Source organism: Chroococcidiopsis sp., from assembly GCF_051657925.1.
GTDB lineage: Bacteria > Cyanobacteriota > Cyanobacteriia > Cyanobacteriales > Chroococcidiopsidaceae > Chroococcidiopsis.
On record NZ_JBOFLP010000235.1, the window covers coordinates 22,396 to 39,138 of the forward strand.

The window sequence follows — 16,743 nt, forward strand, 5'->3', positions numbered from 1 at the left end:
AGGATTGGAAATTGAATGAGTATTCTCACTCAATTCTTCACAAAATTTAACTTCCTAGTTTGACAAATTTTGCCGAAAAGTCAACCAAGCAGATGTGGCTTCCGGCAGTGAAGTGACACCTTTATGCAGCAAAATGACTCCATCTTGAAAGCCGACGATCCCATATTCGCCAGTGTTAAAGAGCCGATCGATCAGTTTTACATTGTCTTGTAACTGCTGGCGATCGCCTGTGAAAGCCACTTGATATTGTTGAAGTTGCCAGAGGTCGGCAATTATATACTCTACCTGAATGACTTCCCTAGCATCATTACGCAACTGCAATCCTGGTAGACGCAGGATCTCGCGACGGCTGGAAAGGTGAGGCACGATATGTGTCGTTGCCGATACACTTGCTTGTGGGGGAATTTGTGCTAGCAGCGATCGCATTTGGCTGACGTGTTGCCATTGACGCGGTAGAGAAATCTGTACCCAAGGTTGAATCGAGTCGGGAATTAAAAAGTAAAGCGTCCGATTGGGGTTATAAGCAATTGTAATTACCAGGGAAAGACAAATACACCCAATCCAGAAGCGCTGAAACTTGGGCTTAAAGACTTTAGGATGCACTGACCACCACAAAATCGCCCCGTAAAATAACCCTGGGACGACGCTCATGGCATAGCGAATCGTAATTGCTAGAACGGATTCACCTTGACCTAAAAACAATTTCAGCAGAGGAAAACCCGCGATCGCCCAAGCCGTGCCAGAAAGTGTGGGAACGAAAGCCAAAGGCAACCATTGCCCTAGTAAATACAAAAATGTCCCAGGAAAAGGAGTTATTAATTCTACGAGCAATCGCCAAGGATTACTGACAATTCCCCAAATAATCTCAACGGTAGAAGCATCTTCCCCAGTTGCATACTGTCCGAATCGCTCCATCATGAAACGCTTGGAAATATCCTCTGAAAATAGCGGCATGATCAGATTTGTCAAAGCTAGCATGTAGCCAAAACTGAGAATGCATGTCGCTAAACCAGCACGGGGAAAGCGCCGACTTAAAACCATATAAGCCCCTACCCCAAATAACCCGATGCCGCTATCTTCCCTCACAGCTAAAAGCAACACTGCCAACAACCAAAAGACCCACCACTTGCGTTTTTCCATTGCCAGCAGAATACCAAACGTAAGTAAAGGTATCTGGCTGATGTCGTGGAAGTTAGTTAAAGTTGGACCAACAACAGCGATCGCACCATAAAAACTCACGCCAACCATCGCCGCTAAGAGTGGTTCGAGATACAAGCGAGCCAAGAAATATAAAACAATCCCAGCAGCGGTTACTAGAACAACCTGTAACACGCTCAAAGTCGCCGGAGAGGGGAAAAGGGCATATAGCGGTAGCCAAACGAGTAAGGCAGGGGTAAAATGCTGTCCTAGACGATGGTAGTAAACCTCTGGGATTTCTCCAGCATGGACGACGTTCGTGGATAGGCTAGAAGAAAGAGAACTCTGGAAGAATCTACCGTGAATCCCATTCCAGAAAACTTGATTGAATATGCCTTGGTCGAAAGTCGCATAGAAGCTATAGTACCGATGCAAGACCAGAATTAATCCCACGATAAAAAAAGCGATCGCACCACCGAGGAATAAATGAGTTCCTGGCTGCTTTTGCCATTTCAATAACATGACTCACTCACACTTAAATTAGGAAGACTTGGGGGACAAGGGGGACAAGGGAGCAGAGGAAGCAGAGGGGCAGAGGGAGCTGAGGGGGCTGAGGGAACGCAAGGTTGCTGAGGGAGCAAGACAATTCACAGTTCACAATTCTCTCACTACACCCCACACCCTACACCCTACACCCCATTCATCACGCACCACTCACTCAGGTATTTAGAATATAGTCTTTTGGCACGCACCTTTCATCTCTAGTAGAGAAACACTTACAATCAAAGAGTGGCAAAATGAAGTCAGACTGAATTCTATCTGAGTCGGTCTACTTTAAATCGTATGCTCTCTAGCGATCGGGACTACTCATGAGAGCAGATTTGACATTCTTAGCTTTTGGCTTTTATCAGCCTGTCCTACCAAGAAGCTTAGACTTCGACTGAAATTTGGGGTGAAGATCGCCTCTACAAATGTACTGCTTTTAATTTTTGACTTTTGACTTTTCTTTCCCATGCCTACTGCGCTTGCCGATACCAAAAACTTGCTCGCTGATGCGATCGCTAAGTACTCTCATAAAGTTGATTATTTACTCATTCGCCTCGAAGAGTCCCAGGGAACAGATATTATGCTGCGGGGCAATAAGATAGAAACATTGAGCGAAGGAATTTCTATCGGCGGACAAGTTCGCGCGTGCTACAAGGGCGGTTGGGGATTGAGTAGTTTTAATCAGTTATCCGAGTTCAACTCTCGAATCGAAGAAGCGATCGCGGCAGCACGAATTGTAGGTAATGATGAAACCCTGCTAGCAGATATAGAACCAGTGCAAGCCACCTGCTTTGTCCCCTTGACAGGAACCGATCCGCGTCACGTTCCACTAGCACAAAAAAAGGAATTGTGCGATCGCTATGGCGAAATTCTCAAAAGCGCGAGCGGTCAAATTACCACTACGTCAGTCCGCTACGGTGATATTTGCCAGCGAGTCATCATCATCAGTTCGGAAGGAACGTTAATCGATCAATCTTGGGTGGATATGGAAATGCGCTTTGCTGCAACTGCACGCGATGGCGATACAGTCCAGACAGGCAGAGAAACCACTGGTTCTCGCAAGGCTTATGAGGATTTAGTGAGTTTGGATGCCCAAGTCCAAAGTGCAGCTCAAAGGGCTGTAGCGGCTCTCTCTCTACCTTCAGTTAAAGGCAACACCTATACTGTTGTGATCGATCCGATCCTCTCTGGTTTATTCGTTCACGAAGCCTTCGGGCATCTTTCTGAAGCAGATATGGCGTATGAAAACCCCGATCTGCTAGAAGTTATGAGCATGGGACGGCGGTTTGGACCCAAGGAGCTACAAATTTTTGATGGTGCAGCACCCCAAGGACATCGTGGTAGTTACTTCTACGACGATGAAGGGACTCCAGCCACAACGACGCAATTAATTCAAGATGGCGTTTTGGTTGGTAGGCTTCATTCTCGCGAAACTGCTGGCAAGTTGGGAGAAATACCCACAGGAAACGCTCGTTGTCTCAGCTATCACTACGCTCCCATCGTCCGCATGACAAACACTTGGATCGAGCGGGGGACGACACCAGTAGCAGATTTATTTACCGATATTAAAGACGGAGTATACGCCCGCAACTGGTTGGGAGGGATGACTAATGGTGAAATGTTTACCTTCAGCGCGGGAGAAGCTTGGGTAATCCGCAATGGTAAACTTGCCGAACCCGTGCGCGATGTTACGCTCTCAGGAAATGTCTTTCAAACCCTAGCAGATATCGAGGCGATCGGAGATGATTTCTACTGGGATGAATCTGGCGGCTGTGGTAAAGGCGGGCAAAATGGTTTACCCGTTGGTTGCGGTGGTCCCAGTTTGAGAATTCGGAATGTGGTTGTAGGTGGAGAAGCATATTGAATTCAGAATTCCAACATTCTGAATTAAATGTTTACTTCTCGTTCCTTGTGCCATTCTTTCAAAACTAAAGCCGATCGCAGGATAAAAATTAGTAGAGAGATACCCGCGATCGCATCTGTCCAAATTAATAAATGCATCTTTCCAGTAAATATATTTTGAGCTGCATAAAAGTAATGTCCTGGGCTGGAAAGTCCAGTTATAGAATAAACTCCTAAACATACATACGCAGCCCAAAAAATGCCTTTAACGTACAACACATAGCCAACAACGCCAAATATTGTTAGTACGATCCACGCAAGATAAATACTGTCAGGAGTAATCCAAGTAGGTTGGGGATACTTGTCATAATATAGAAAATTATCCGTATAGTGAAGAATAGTAGAAATTGCATTAATAATTAGTAGAGCAATTAGTAAACTCCGGTTTTTCTGATTATTCATCTTGCTATTTGTTCCTATTCTCTATCTTTTTTTGCCCGCGCAAAGATGCAAAGGCGCAAATCTTCCTTTGTGTCTTCGCGGCTTTGCGTGACAATTTTAATAAGCTTACTCTACAAGGCAAAAACAACAGCCGTCTTGTCAAATCTTCTCAAAAATAGTCAAATCTTGCTCAAATGCGATCGCGATACTTTTTGGGGGTAAAGCCTGTATGCTTGCGAAAAATACTCGTAAAACGACTTTGATCGTGAAAGCCGACTTGTAAAGCAATATCAGCAATAGACAAGTCTTGCTTCGCTAGTAAATTTTTTGCTGCTTGAATACGACGATTCAGTAAATATTGATGTGGGGAATATCCTGTAGATTGTTTAAACAATCTAGCAAAATGATGAGGACTAATTTGTACTAATGCAGCTAAGTCAACTAAACTTAAATTTTTGTCTAGATGAGTTTGAATATAATCAATAACTTTTCTTAATTTGGATTTAGGCAACCCTCCAACAGCTTCTTTTAGAGTAAGGTTTTGGGTAGAATAATGACGAACAATATGAGCAGCTAACATTGTGGTTGCTGACTCAGCATAGAGGCGATCGCCCCTTCCACTAGATTCTAATTCTGTTTTCAGCGCCATGCCAATACTATAAATTAGCGGATCGTTAATAGCAGATTGAGGAATAATTTTACAGCAATTAATATTTATAGAATCATCTACAAAATGGTTTAATGTTTGCGGATCGAGATCGATTTCAATAAATTCAATTTCATCATTCCAATTCACTATATGCGGGGCAAATGCTGGATAAATTCCAATCGCACCCCTGGTATAAGTTTTTTGTTGCCAGCGCCCCTCTGCTTGCAACTCTACATTGACAGGTTGCCCTGTATAAATCGTAATTGTATGTTGTAAAAAAGTTGCTTCAGGAGTTTCCCAAGCAGGCTGACGGTAGTATCCGACGTGAATGCCATCCCAATTACGATTTGTGCTAGAAAGAATTGGCGCGACTGGCAGTATGGGAAAGATTGTCTCTTGCTGCAAAGTATCAACGACTAAAGGGCTTTTTGTCATTGGTCATTTGTTATTTGTGACAATTCTGATTCAACCGATAGAGCTGAAATACGATAGGGGCATACATCTGTACGCCCCTATATTCATTCACGCGAATAGAAAATGACTTATAACTGGTTCCGCTCTACGACTCGTCTTGAGATTTGCGGTTTTTTCAGCGGTTTTTTAAATTGGGCAAAACTGTTGTTGGTAATTACAGAAATTGCCCGTGCGTACTGCGGGTCTTGTCTCGTGCCAATTGAAGAAGGATTTGCGGCTAGCTGGCGTTTCTGAGCGTCATTTAAGTCGATTTTAATATCTGGTGTAATGCCTTTATGACTAATATCCGTACCTTTAGGCGTGTAGTAATGGGCAACTGTTACTGCTAGTCCCGAACCATCGGACAGAGAATGGACTGATTGGACTAAAGCCTTACCAAAGGTTTGGCTACCAACTACGACAGCGCGTTGATGATCTTGCAATGCTCCCGCTAAAATTTCGCTGGCACTGGCAGAATTACCATTGACCAAAACAACCAGAGGGCGCTGAGTCAGTGCGGTTTGATTGGCTGGTATTTCTTGACTAGCTCCCTGTCGGTCTACTGTTTTCACGATCGAGCCTTTATTCAGCCACATCCGTGAGATTTCTACTCCTGCTTGCAGCAAGCCACCTGGATTATCGCGTAAATCCAGAACGAAAGCATTCACATTCTGGCGATTGAGGTCTTGAATTGCTTTTTGCATCTGCTCCGAAGCATGGGCGCTGAATTCTCGCAAGCTAATATAACCAACTCGCTTATTACCCTCCCGCTTTAGGGTGTATGTAACTGTAGGCAGTTCGATTTTTGCCCGCGTTAGCTTGAGGTCGAAGGCACTTTTGCCTTGCCGCTCGATTTTCAATGTGACAGGCGTACCTGCTTTGCCCCGAATTAGGCTTGAGGCAGCTTGCACGTCCATTTGTTGAGTTGGTTTACCATCAATTGCCACTATTTTGTCCCCAGCTTTAACTCCCGCTTTGACGGCAGGGGAATTTTGAATAGTCTCAACTACAGTTAAACGCTTAGTTTGTTTATTTAATTCCATCCGAATCCCCACTCCAGTAACTTCTCCTGAAGTTTGGCTAGTCAATGCCTCATACTGCTTGGGGTCGAGAAAGCGAGTATATGGGTCGTTCAGCTTAGCCAGCGCAACTCGGACAGCGGCGTAAGCTTGTTCGCGGTTAGTATATTCTCTACTTAATAAATCTTGTCTCGTTGCTTGCCAGTCTGTCTTGTTGAACGTGCCGTCCACATATTCTCTAGCAACGAGTTGCCAAACTTCGTCAACTAAAGCTTTAGGGCTATTTTGCATCAGTGCGGCACGGACAGAACCACACCAGGGAGATAGCGCCAGAAACGATGTAGTGGCGATCGCTCCACCAAACAGAGCAAGTTGTAGGGAGGAGAGGCGTTTAATATATTGCATGAGGTTAGCAAGCAGAGGTTAGCAAATCGAAAGCTATATTGCTCATTACCCAACGGGTTGAGACAGAGTAGATTTCTCTTGAATATACACCCAGATAGCGTGCGATCGCAGCGAAATCGCAATTGCGATCGCTGTTTCATATCTCTCGTAAAGCCATTATTCCCAACATACTCAGACAGATTAGGTTCGTCACAAACACTCTGTGACAGTTTACCTATTGTCCGAAGAAATATAAAGTTTAGATTTTGTCTAGATTTGCACTGTTATTTGTAAGATTAGCAACTATTGGTCAATTATATCTATTTCATTTTTGACGATCGATTAATGTATTTTAGTAAACTTTTTCACATATTTATTAAATCAATTTTCAGTTATTTAGTTATTAGTTAACAGGGAGCAGGGAGCAGGGAGCAGAGGAGCAGTTAATTCTGACTTACGACTTACGACTTCTCCCTCGCTCCTCACTCCTCACTCCTCACTCCTAATTGAGCGGCATGGGCTTGAATGGTAGAGAGAGGAACTGTAGAAAAATACTGGCGTTGGAATTGTTCTTCTCGGACAGCTTGGGCAAATTTGTCTATTGCTTGCAGGTAAGCGGCATCGGTAACATAGAGATTTGTAGATGTTGCAATGTGCCACGGTACTTCTTGAGAAATTTGAAAATAGCGGTCTTGAAAGCTAACATAAAAGCCCAAGTAGGAAAGAGCAGTAAATCCTAATCCTAAAAGGCGATCGCTAACTCCAAGCTTTTGACTGAGTTGCACGCGAGTCACCGTTTGTCCGGTACGGCAAAGGTATTTAGCAATTCCTACTAACTGTTGCCAGACTTGTTGTGGTGAAACTGGCTGAGGCGCAGTCCATGCCAAAACTAAAGACTTATTTTCAAACTGCGATCGCCGCATCCAGACACGTAACTCATCCCAACAAGTGGGACAAGTGCGCACGACAAGCGAGGATGGATCGCCTGTGAATGTATCGTCAACTGGGGCGATCGTCATACCACGGCAGTCGAGAATTTGAGGAGCGAGGGGCGTTAGCGAAGCGGGACGAAGTCCGGAGTGAGGAGTGAGAGATAAAGAGTCGGAAGTACGGACGGCGACGAGGCGGACTTCGTAGCGTTGTTTATTTTTGAACGAGTTGTAGTCGAGTTCTACAATACAGTCACAGCGTCCAGTCGGGATCTCGTCTTTATAGTGTCCCCACCACACGCCAGGAAAACTAGTTTTAGTCGAGTCATCCCGCAAATTAAAATCTGTTTTGATATACTGCACTTTGTTTCCCCGCCAATCTTGCTGATTGCGATGCCAAGCATTTTCAAACCAGCAATTTTGGATCAGCAGTTTTGGCACGGGATTACCCATACCACAGGGTTCGAGCAGTTTCAGTTCTAGAAACAAATCTCTACCTAAATCGGCTACTGTCACCACCAGATCTACTTGTACGGACGGCACAGCGATCGCGCTTCCCTGCTGTCGGAGTTTTTGGTTAATTGCTGCGGTAAATAGCGGTATATTTTCAACGGGTATGCTTAATCCAGCCGCAAAAGGATGTCCGCCAAACCTATGCAGTAAATGCGCTTGATCTTTCACTAGCTGGTACAAATCGATATTACCGACAGACCGAGCCGAACCACGAGCAAGTGCGGGAGTGGGGAGAGTGGCTAGTGGCTGGTGACTAGTGGCTAGAATTGCTCCCTCAGCTGGGTCAGCTCTCTTCTCCTCTACTCCCGACTCCCGACTCCCGACTCCCGACTCTGTACTCAACAAAATTGTCGGTCTACCAGTCTCCTGAGCAATTTGTCCGGCAACGAGTCCTAAGACTCCAGGCGACCATTGGGAATCTACGAGAACGATAACGCTAGTGGTGGAGAGATCGATTTCTGACTTGAGTTTTTGGGCAACTTGCTGGGCAACTTCTTTTTGTAAAGACTTGCGACGAGTGTTTGCTAATTCGGTTTCTTGGGCGAGGCGCTCGACTGCGTTGCGATCGCCACTGGTAAGTAATTGAACGCAAAAGCTTGCGTCCCCTTGAATTCGGCTGACAGCATTGATGCGGGGACCCAAGCCGAAAGAAATATCTGTGGGGCGATCGCCACTTTTCTGACACATTTCTAATAATCGCCCTACTCCTGGTCGCCGTCGCTGTTGAACTGGTTGTTTATAATCCTGTTGCATCCGTTCGATACCCAATTGAGCTAAATAACGGCAATCTCCACTCAGTTGTACTAAATCGGAAATTAACCCAATAGCGACGAGATCGAGTAAATCCTCTAATGGTTGTCGCGGTACATTTGGTAAAAATTGATATAAAGCTTCGACAAGTTTGTAGGCAACTGCGACCCCAGATAGATGAAACAATTGATGATCTGAAGGAAAGTAACGCGGATTAATTATTGCCGTCACAGGTGGACGTTCTGCGGGTAAAGTGTGGTGATCGGTGACAATCACATCAACGCCCAAAGATTTCGCATAGAGAATTTCTGCAACATTCGTGCTACCAGTGTCGCAAGTCACGATTAACTTGCAGTTATCGCGGGCAAGCAGATCGATTCCAGGGCAGTTCAGCCCGTGCGACTCGGTAAGGCGGTTGGGGATGTAATATGAAAGTTGGGTATATTGACAGAAAAATTGTCCCAATCCATCCCATAAAACCGCTGTAGAAGTAATACCATCAGCATCGAAATCACCCCAAATCGCCACTTTTTCTTGGCGATCGCGGGCAATTTGCAATCTTTCTACTGCTAACTGCATTTCTTGCCCAAATTCAAATGGGCCAACAGGTTGATAGCAGCGAGAATTGAGATATCCAGGTAGTGCCTCTGGCGCTTGAATTCCCCTTTGCCATAACAGTTGTGCCGCAAATCCTCGTGCGCTAGGAGCATATTCCCTAACTGCTTGCACGAACCACTCTGGGGGCTGTTCGGTTGGGACGATCCATTGCGGCTGAGGGGCGTTCATAGGGGACAAGGGAGCAGGGGAGCAGGGGAGCAAAGGAGCAGGGGAGCAGGGGAGCAAAGGAGCAGTTATCAGTGACCAGTGACCAGTGACCAGTTAACAATCCACTACACCCCACACTTCCCACACCCCACACCCTACACCCTACACCCTATCTACTACTAGCCACCAGCCACTTACCACTCACCACTCATCAATTACCAGTTACCAATTATATTTGCGATCGCAGGCATAATCGCTTTATGACTATTTGAAGTGTAGCGACATGACTACTAAGCGCGTACTAGTGATTGATGATGAAGATGGTGTCAGAGAAATTATCCAATTCAGTCTCGAAGCAGTAGCAGGGTGGGAGGTTTTGCCAGCAGCTTCTGGTAGTGAAGGCATAGACATAGCTCAAGCTCAACAACCTGATGCGATTCTACTAGATGTTATGATGCCAGACTTAGATGGACCCGCAACATTTCAGCAACTACAGGCAAATACTACTACTTGTCATATTCCCACAATCTTTCTCACTGCCAAAGTCAGAACCAGCGAACAACAGCAATTACTTGATTTAGGCGTAGCGGGTACGATCGCCAAACCTTTCAAAGCCCAAGAGCTAGTCGAGCAAATTCGTACCATTCTACATTGGGATGAGTGACAGTTATAAGGGAGCAGAGAGCAGGGAGTAGGGAGCATGTCAACCGTCATACATCAACCATCAACCGTCAACAGTTCACAAATTATTCACATTAATATCCTAATTTCAAATTGTGGGTCACGAGTTGACTCTTTCCCGACTTGAGCAAGGCAGAATCTTCTATTTTCTTCCGATTGTTAAGACTGCTTCTTTCTTCTCCCTTGCCTTCCTTACCCGCTTACCGAGCATGGTAGAGCTGGAGCGAGAGAGCGAGACTGCCTCAGCTAGCTTCCATCTTGCCAGACTAGATACTCCTACTTGAAGCGAAGCATAATTGGAATACATCATGAAATTCAAACACTCTCAACTGCTTTCTACTAAATTCGTAGCTGGATATTTGTTGTTTCCTCCTAAAAACAAAAGCAAGAGAGTCAGGATAGGAAGACAAAGATCGCTTCAACAAGCGGAAGGGCAATTGCCCATTCAAGTTACTTTAATTAAGCAGCAAGTAAAAACTGTAACACCTCGAACTCAACTACATCAGCAAACGAAATCTGCTAAACGACGAGTTTTTACTATTAAAGAGTTGTTTGAGAAATATGAAGAGTCTTATCACAACGCTCTATATTTGGAAGCAATCAAGTTTATTCTAGAGCAGATTTTTTGGGATAGCTCTAGTTATCTAGAGGAATAAGTTTAGCCAACAAGGTTAGTACGATAAATATGCGATCGCCTGGGTAGCGATCGCTTTTTGTACTTAGTTAACGTATCATGTGTTAGCTAAGCGATCGGGATGATACTATGGCAGCAGGCTGGAGAACGTAAATTCACTAGCGGACGATTTCACTAAATAAACTCCTATCTCCTTTCTTTTTCAGAGGTACTTAGCATGATAGATTTTCAATTGCAGGGTATCAATCATATTGCCTTGGTCTGCAAAGATATGGCGCGTACAGTAGATTTTTATACCAATACTTTAGGGCTAAAACTGATTAAAACAATTGCCCTCCCTGATGGCGGGCAGCATTTCTTCTTTGATGTTGGTAACGGCGATGCGATCGCATTTTTTTGGTTTCCCCAAGCACCAGCCGCTGCACCTGGAATTGCATCAGTTAATCCTGAAGGATTGCAAAATGGTAATTTCACAACTGCCCATGCTTCAATGAATCATCTTGCTTTTAACGTACCTCTAGAAAAACTAGAAGAGTACAGGGAAAAGTTAGCTGCTAAAGGTGTAACTGTTACACCTGTATTACATCATGCAGATGTGCCATCTGGTTTCGTTAACGAACTCGATGAAAATACATTTATTTCATCCTTTTATTTCTTCGATCCCGATGGAATTTTGCTTGAATTTGCTGCCAATGTTCGCATTTTAGGCGATCCTGCAAGAGATGTTTCACATGTGCCTGCAACAGTAAATAGTAATTAAAGAGGAAACTGAAAACGGGCAAAAAGGAACGGTGAAATTTAAGTTTAGAAATGAAAGTGTAGGGTGGGCAATGCCCACTGGATTACAAAATATCTGTTGTTCGTAAACGAGCTAGAAGTGATAGACGGACAAACATGGTATTAAATTGCACGAACTCATTAGTCACGTTAGCAACTCAAGATTTTGAATTGCTAGTCAATTTCTATCAGCAATTTCTAGAGCAAACTCCGCTCGATCGAATTCCTAATATTTATGCAGAATTTCAGATATCAGGTTTGCGTTTGGGCATATTTAAACCTAAAGCATCAAACCAAGCAGAATTTATTAACTCAACTCAAAGTAGCATGAGTTTGTGTTTAGAAGTAAAAGATCTAGAAGCAGCGATCGCCCATCTCACTGAAATCGGCTGTCCACCACTAGGGCAAATTGTTACAGCCTCCCACGGCAGAGAAATTTACGCTTACGATCCTGATGGTAATCGGATTATATTACATCAGGCAAAAAACTAGGCTGTACCAAAGGCGATCGTAGAAGAATTTTGAGTACATCTGCTGAGATAAAAAATTTTTATGACATAATTTGCGATCGATAGCAATACGATCGCACGACTTCTGTTTTTTTATGAATTTCAAAAAATCTCTGTTTAGATGGTTGCCGCAGCATTCGTCCCACTTCGCGATCGCGCTCTTTTGTCTAGGATCGTTATTGACAGCGATCGCCTTGTTGAGTCAACCTAGCTTGGGAAACTCAATATCTTCCGCACAACCAGCAATTCAGGAGTATGCAATGAGTAATTCTCAAATGAGTAACTCTCAACTGTCTGAAGCAGAATTAAAAAAAGCTTTGGGAGAATTGAGTGGCTGGAGTATAGAAGCCGAAAAACTCCACCGTCAGTATCAGTTCAAGTCTTTTGTAGAAGCTTTTGGCTTTATGTCGAGTTTGGCTCTAGTTGCCGAGTCGATGGGTCATCATCCAGAGTGGTTTAACGTTTACAATCGCGTTACGATCGATCTAACCACTCACGATGCTGGTGGAATTACAGCCAAAGATGTAGAACTTGCCCGTAAAGCTAATCAACTCGCGAAATGATTAGGGAATCGGGAGTCGGGAGTCGGGAGTCGGGGGAAGAGAGCTGAGGGAGCAGAGGAGCAGAGGAGAACAATCACCAATGACCAATGACCAATCACCAATGACCAATGACTAAAGAAAAACCTTTATCAGAAGCAGCACTCATCAAAGAGGTTTGTCGGCGAATTCGCGTTGCTAGAAGCTACTGGGATGCTCATAATAATGCTGCTTGTCGTGGCGAACGCGATCGCGCTTTAGCGCTCTACAATACTCTCACTCCGGAGCAAAAAGACCAAATTCCACAAGTTTTAAGAGTTTGGCTGCGTTATCGCAGTGAAAAGTATTTCGGTTCCCACAGAACCCCACCCCGATCGAAAGTCAAAAGTCAAAAGTCAAAAATCAGAAGTTGCAATTAACCGATCGCTGCTCACTGACAACTGGTCACTGGTCACTGATGCCGCCGCTGTTCCAACCAAGTTAAAACTTCTTGTTGCGATTCGAGTTGAAAGGTGCGATCGCTAGTTGGCTCGTAGATTTTCCATCGCGTCTGTCCGGTAGAATCTGTTATCTCGCTAATCTGTGGATCGTTGTTGCTACACCACAAATCTTGCCAAAAATGCTCAAATCCTCGTAATAAAGACAGAATTTGTAGTTCTAGCAGGTTTTTGACAGGCGGATGCCTTCTAATCAGTTCTAGCTCTTTGTAGTTGCGCCATTGTTCGTAGGTTCTCATCATAATTTGCCTCACACTTTGTTACGGTTGATTTCTACTGAATCGATTCAGTTACTATCTTATGCTATACATTTTTTCTGAATCGATCAAGTTCCCTAAAATCGTATTTATAGGGAAAATTGGAGGAAGATAGATGTTAAAGGCATGAAGCAGAGTAAAGCTAGAAAATCCATCACGCTACTGGATGTTGCTAGAGCAGCAGGTGTATCTCGTACAACGGTATCAAATGCGTTTAATCGACCCGATCAACTTTCTCCAGAAGTTCAACAGAAAGTGCTAGCGGTGGCGAAGGAGATGGGTTATGCGGGTCCAAACCCGATGGCAAGAATGCTACGGACAGGACAAACAGGTGCAATCGGCTTGATATTCTCTGAAGCACTACCCTATGCTTTTAACGATCCGGTATCTATCGCCTTTTTACAGGGAGTATCGAAAGTATGCGAACGGGTAAAAGCTAGTTTGTTGATCGTTCCAGCTTTAGACTCCGATGTTGCCCAGCAGACAATTCAACAAGCAGCAGTAGACGGCTTCATCCTTTACTGTATTCCAGATGAAAGTGAGGCAGTCGTACGAGTTTTGGAACGACAGCTGCCTGTAGTGGCAGTCGATCAGCCAGAACTCAAAGGTATACCCTTCATTGGCATTGACGATCGCCAAGCTGCCCGTACCGCAGCATTACATTTACTCAGTCTCAATCGCAGGCATTTAGGCATCATTGCAATGGATTTTCACAACGACTCCTATGCAGGTCCAGTTGATGCCCAACGACTCAAAAGCGCCATTTTTCGCAATGCATTACACCGCTGGTGGGGTTATGCTGATGCCATCCGAGACGCAGGTATCGACCCTACTCTTGTGCCAATCGAGGAGTCTCCCAACAGCAATGGTGTAGATGGGGCTTTTGCTGCGGCGATCGCTTTATTACAGCGACATCCCAGACCGACAGGAATTCTCGCCATGAGCGATATATTAGCGCTGGGGGCATTACGGGCAGCGGAACATCTAGGGTTAAAAGTTCCCGAAGATGTGGCAATTGTTGGCTTTGATGGTATTCCGCTTGCCGCTCAAGTACGACCCGCGTTGACAACCATACAACAACCTTTAGTAGAAAAAGGCGCGATCGCGGCGGAAATTCTCTTAGGTATCCACAATAAAAAAACAACTCATATCTTAGAGACAAAACTCATCGTCAGACAATCTTCCTCAAAAGGGAGCAGGGAGTAGGGAGCACAGGGAGCAGGGAGTAGTTGTGATGACGGTTGTTCGCTATTTTACAGGGGCTAAATTGGCTAACATTAGCGATCGCAGCACATGCGAGTACTTTAGTTTCCTGCTGCAATCTCTTCTAGCTTGTGGCGATCGCGCAGCACGATTTGACCACCGCGATGATAGCTGACAATTGGTTGCAACTGTTTGAACAAACGCACGCATTCTTCATAGGTAATACCGATGCTGCGGGCAATTTGGTAATAGGGAAGACGCGATCGCAAACATAGCCCTGCTGTTGTTGACTCCGTGCCTTCCTCCTCCACAGAAGTATGAATTAACCGCGCCAGCCGCACGATTGCTCGTTCTGATGCTAATCCGTGAACGGTACTGTGCAGATGTTGCAGGCGGTCGTTCATCATAACTAAAATTCTCAGGGCAATTTCTGGAGTTTGACGAATCATCTCTAAGAGTACAGTGCGATCGACGGTGAGAATTTGGCAGTCGCGATCGCTCACCACTGTTGCGGGTGAAATTCCATTCCCAAATAGGGAGGGCGCAGCGAATAATTCTCCTGCTGATAAGGTTCGCAGAATAGTTTCTTTACCCGTAGAAGCGGTTTTCTTGACTTGAATTGTTCCACTTAAGACTGAAAAGAGTTTCGCAGGTAGGCGATCGCCTTCATGGAGAATAATTTCTCCGCGTAGATAGTTTTTGACTAAAGTATGTGGTTTTAAATATGCCAGTTGCTCTGGTTCCAAACCTGAAAAAATTGAGATTTGCTGCAATTGTTCGGTTGTTGCCTGCATAACTAACAGTTATCAGTTATCAGCTATCAGTTATCAGTAGAGATGTTACATGTAACGTTTTCACAAAGTTACAGTTATCAGAAAATCAACCATAGGGCTTACGTAGTCCCCCTTTTCAAGGGGGGTTGGGGGGATCTTTCTGTCATAGTCAAACAGTAAATTGGTAGCTTACCTTACGATCGTAATTAGAAATTCAAGCGTAGGATGGGCATTGTCCACCTTACCATAATAGGTAGTATCTAACGAATTTACAATTAATAATTAATGAAGATTCTTCCTCTCAGGCTCAAGCCCAGCCAAGATTTAAGACAAAGTTTAAAAGACTTCGTTCAGACACAGAATATCGAAGCAGGGTTTATTTTAACTGCAATTGGGAGTTTGAAGCAAGCAGCGATTCGCTTTGCCGATCGCCAGGAACTTACAATATTGCACGACAAATTTGAAATTCTTTCTCTCAATGGCACGGTTGCTAATACAGGCGTTCATTTACATATTACCATTAGCGATCGCAATGGAAAAACGATCGGCGGACATTTAGTTGATGGTTGCATCATCTATACCACCGCTGAAATAGTTATTGGTGTAAGTGAAGAATTTCGTTTTCTTAGAACCCCAGATCCAGAAACGGGTTATTTAGAATTAGAAATTGATTTTTAACATGAATTTTTCCCAATGCACTACACTTTACGTTCAAACTATGAGCTATCTCAAAGAAATTATTGCTAAGAATTGTCAGGATGTGAATAGCACCAGTACCAGCAGAGAACGATATGATAGCTGCTCAAAAAAACACTATTACGTCTCAAGTCGAAACCCTTGCCAGACTTTACTTAGAAGGTAAACCTGCTGAAATTTCGGCTGAAGCGATCGCTCAGATGTGCGATTGGCTGATGGGTGAGTTTCAACAACTGCCCCTGAATCTGCAATTTTCAGACTATATGCGCTATGACAATACCAAACAGATGTTTGCCGATATTGAACGAGGTCATCTCTGGGTTTCTGCTGATAGCTACGATAGCTCTATTTACCCTAACCCGATCTACGGCTTTATCTTCTTGGCAATGCACGATTACGACCACTATCTGACTGGAAGTGATTTCACCATAGAAGGAGAAATCGCCGCTTACAATGCCGCAGCCAAACGCGCACCGAGTTTAACTATTCAGAAAATTCTGTATTCGGAAATTGTCTTGCGATCGGCAGCACATTTATTTTTAGGTCATGCACCTAATCCTAGAGTTGTTTTCCCATAAATGGAGTGCGTTTGCAAGACTAAAAACGACCGGGATCGTCATCCAATGCAAGTAAGAAATTAATTAAATCGGTTTGCTGTGCCGGAGTAAATCCTGTAGTTTTGTCTACATAAAATTCATGTCCCGTTCCATCTAAATTACTGCGTACTAAAGCGGGGTTAGCTTGATTAG

20 protein-coding genes are annotated in these 16,743 nt (G+C 44.3%); 12 read left to right on the plus strand and 8 right to left on the minus strand.

Annotated features, from left to right (window positions below; genetic code table 11):
• Nucleotides 1-54: 54 nt before the first annotated feature.
• Nucleotides 55-1,659: a DUF2079 domain-containing protein gene (locus tag ACRC32_RS19085; RefSeq protein ID WP_438555449.1), complete on the minus strand. Its 1,605-nt coding sequence runs from the start codon at nt 1,657-1,659 to the stop codon at nt 55-57.
• A 28-nt stretch (nt 1,660-1,687) separates the two neighbouring features.
• Here ACRC32_RS19085 and ACRC32_RS19090 point away from each other — a divergent pair, with 28 nt between their 5' ends.
• Nucleotides 1,688-1,867, plus strand: a complete 180-nt coding sequence (locus ACRC32_RS19090) for a hypothetical protein (protein ID WP_438555450.1) — start codon at nt 1,688-1,690, stop codon at nt 1,865-1,867.
• Between the two features lie 282 nt (nt 1,868-2,149).
• Nucleotides 2,150-3,547: a TldD/PmbA family protein gene (locus ACRC32_RS19095; protein WP_438555451.1), complete on the plus strand. Its 1,398-nt coding sequence runs from the start codon at nt 2,150-2,152 to the stop codon at nt 3,545-3,547.
• Nucleotides 3,548-3,570: 23 nt separating this feature from the next.
• On the opposite strand, the gene ACRC32_RS19100 is transcribed toward ACRC32_RS19095, so the two are convergent.
• From ACRC32_RS19100 to ACRC32_RS19115, 4 genes are all read right to left on the minus strand, one after another.
• Nucleotides 3,571-3,987: a hypothetical protein gene (locus tag ACRC32_RS19100; RefSeq protein WP_438555452.1), complete on the minus strand. Its 417-nt coding sequence runs from the start codon at nt 3,985-3,987 to the stop codon at nt 3,571-3,573.
• A 169-nt stretch (nt 3,988-4,156) separates the two neighbouring features.
• Nucleotides 4,157-5,050: a helix-turn-helix domain-containing protein gene (locus ACRC32_RS19105; protein ID WP_438555453.1), complete on the minus strand. Its 894-nt coding sequence runs from the start codon at nt 5,048-5,050 to the stop codon at nt 4,157-4,159.
• A 107-nt stretch (nt 5,051-5,157) separates the two neighbouring features.
• Nucleotides 5,158-6,492, minus strand: a complete 1,335-nt coding sequence (ctpB, locus tag ACRC32_RS19110) for a carboxyl-terminal processing protease CtpB (RefSeq protein WP_438555454.1) — start codon at nt 6,490-6,492, stop codon at nt 5,158-5,160.
• A gap of 461 nt (nt 6,493-6,953) precedes the next feature.
• Nucleotides 6,954-9,449, minus strand: a complete 2,496-nt coding sequence (locus ACRC32_RS19115) for a single-stranded-DNA-specific exonuclease RecJ (protein WP_438555455.1) — start codon at nt 9,447-9,449, stop codon at nt 6,954-6,956.
• Here ACRC32_RS19115 and ACRC32_RS19120 point away from each other — a divergent pair.
• Together ACRC32_RS19120 and ACRC32_RS19125 are read left to right on the plus strand one after the other, a co-directional pair.
• Nucleotides 9,387-9,524, plus strand: a complete 138-nt coding sequence (locus ACRC32_RS19120) for a hypothetical protein (RefSeq protein ID WP_438555468.1) — start codon at nt 9,387-9,389, stop codon at nt 9,522-9,524. The two genes, ACRC32_RS19115 and ACRC32_RS19120, sit on opposite strands and share 63 nt — an antisense overlap.
• 187 nt (nt 9,525-9,711) lie before the next feature.
• Nucleotides 9,712-10,092, plus strand: a complete 381-nt coding sequence (locus ACRC32_RS19125) for a response regulator (protein ID WP_438555456.1) — start codon at nt 9,712-9,714, stop codon at nt 10,090-10,092.
• 159 nt (nt 10,093-10,251) lie between these two features.
• On the opposite strand, the gene ACRC32_RS19130 is transcribed toward ACRC32_RS19125, so the two are convergent.
• Nucleotides 10,252-10,419, minus strand: coding sequence for a hypothetical protein (locus ACRC32_RS19130; RefSeq protein WP_438555457.1), 168 nt, complete (start codon nt 10,417-10,419; stop codon nt 10,252-10,254).
• Between ACRC32_RS19130 and ACRC32_RS19135 the strand changes: the two genes are divergently transcribed.
• From ACRC32_RS19135 to ACRC32_RS19155, 5 genes are all read left to right on the plus strand, one after another.
• A complete protein-coding gene (locus ACRC32_RS19135) occupies nt 10,418-10,765 on the plus strand; it encodes a hypothetical protein (RefSeq protein WP_317105524.1) in 348 nt (115 codons plus the stop codon). The genes ACRC32_RS19130 and ACRC32_RS19135 overlap by 2 nt on opposite strands.
• Nucleotides 10,766-10,960: 195 nt before the next feature.
• Nucleotides 10,961-11,503, plus strand: a complete 543-nt coding sequence (locus tag ACRC32_RS19140) for a VOC family protein (RefSeq protein WP_438555458.1) — start codon at nt 10,961-10,963, stop codon at nt 11,501-11,503.
• Between the two features lie 134 nt (nt 11,504-11,637).
• A complete protein-coding gene (locus ACRC32_RS19145; RefSeq protein WP_438555459.1) occupies nt 11,638-12,012 on the plus strand; it encodes a VOC family protein in 375 nt (124 codons plus the stop codon).
• A gap of 112 nt (nt 12,013-12,124) precedes the next feature.
• Nucleotides 12,125-12,592, plus strand: coding sequence for a 4a-hydroxytetrahydrobiopterin dehydratase (locus ACRC32_RS19150; protein WP_438555460.1), 468 nt, complete (start codon nt 12,125-12,127; stop codon nt 12,590-12,592).
• Nucleotides 12,593-12,699: 107 nt separating this feature from the next.
• Nucleotides 12,700-12,987 (plus strand): Precorrin-3B methylase, encoded by a 288-nt coding sequence (locus ACRC32_RS19155; protein WP_438555461.1) that lies wholly within the window; start codon nt 12,700-12,702, stop codon nt 12,985-12,987.
• A 32-nt stretch (nt 12,988-13,019) separates the two neighbouring features.
• Here ACRC32_RS19155 and ACRC32_RS19160 read toward each other — a convergent pair whose 3' ends face one another.
• Nucleotides 13,020-13,307, minus strand: coding sequence for a hypothetical protein (locus ACRC32_RS19160; RefSeq protein ID WP_438555462.1), 288 nt, complete (start codon nt 13,305-13,307; stop codon nt 13,020-13,022).
• A gap of 141 nt (nt 13,308-13,448) precedes the next feature.
• Here ACRC32_RS19160 and ACRC32_RS19165 point away from each other — a divergent pair, with 141 nt between their 5' ends.
• The gene (locus ACRC32_RS19165; protein ID WP_438555463.1) at nt 13,449-14,528 is read left to right on the plus strand and encodes a substrate-binding domain-containing protein; all 1,080 of its coding nucleotides are present in this window, start codon (nt 13,449-13,451) and stop codon (nt 14,526-14,528) included.
• Nucleotides 14,529-14,626: 98 nt separating this feature from the next.
• On the opposite strand, the gene ACRC32_RS19170 is transcribed toward ACRC32_RS19165, so the two are convergent.
• A complete protein-coding gene (locus tag ACRC32_RS19170) occupies nt 14,627-15,319 on the minus strand; it encodes a Crp/Fnr family transcriptional regulator (protein ID WP_438555464.1) in 693 nt (230 codons plus the stop codon).
• A gap of 264 nt (nt 15,320-15,583) precedes the next feature.
• Between ACRC32_RS19170 and ACRC32_RS19175 the strand changes: the two genes are divergently transcribed.
• Nucleotides 15,584-15,976 carry a PPC domain-containing DNA-binding protein gene (locus ACRC32_RS19175; RefSeq protein ID WP_438555465.1) on the plus strand — a complete coding sequence of 131 codons (393 nt, stop codon included), beginning with the start codon at nt 15,584-15,586 and terminating at the stop codon, nt 15,974-15,976.
• A 113-nt stretch (nt 15,977-16,089) separates the two neighbouring features.
• Nucleotides 16,090-16,572: a transposase gene (locus ACRC32_RS19180; protein WP_438555466.1), complete on the plus strand. Its 483-nt coding sequence runs from the start codon at nt 16,090-16,092 to the stop codon at nt 16,570-16,572.
• Nucleotides 16,573-16,743 lie beyond the last annotated feature (171 nt).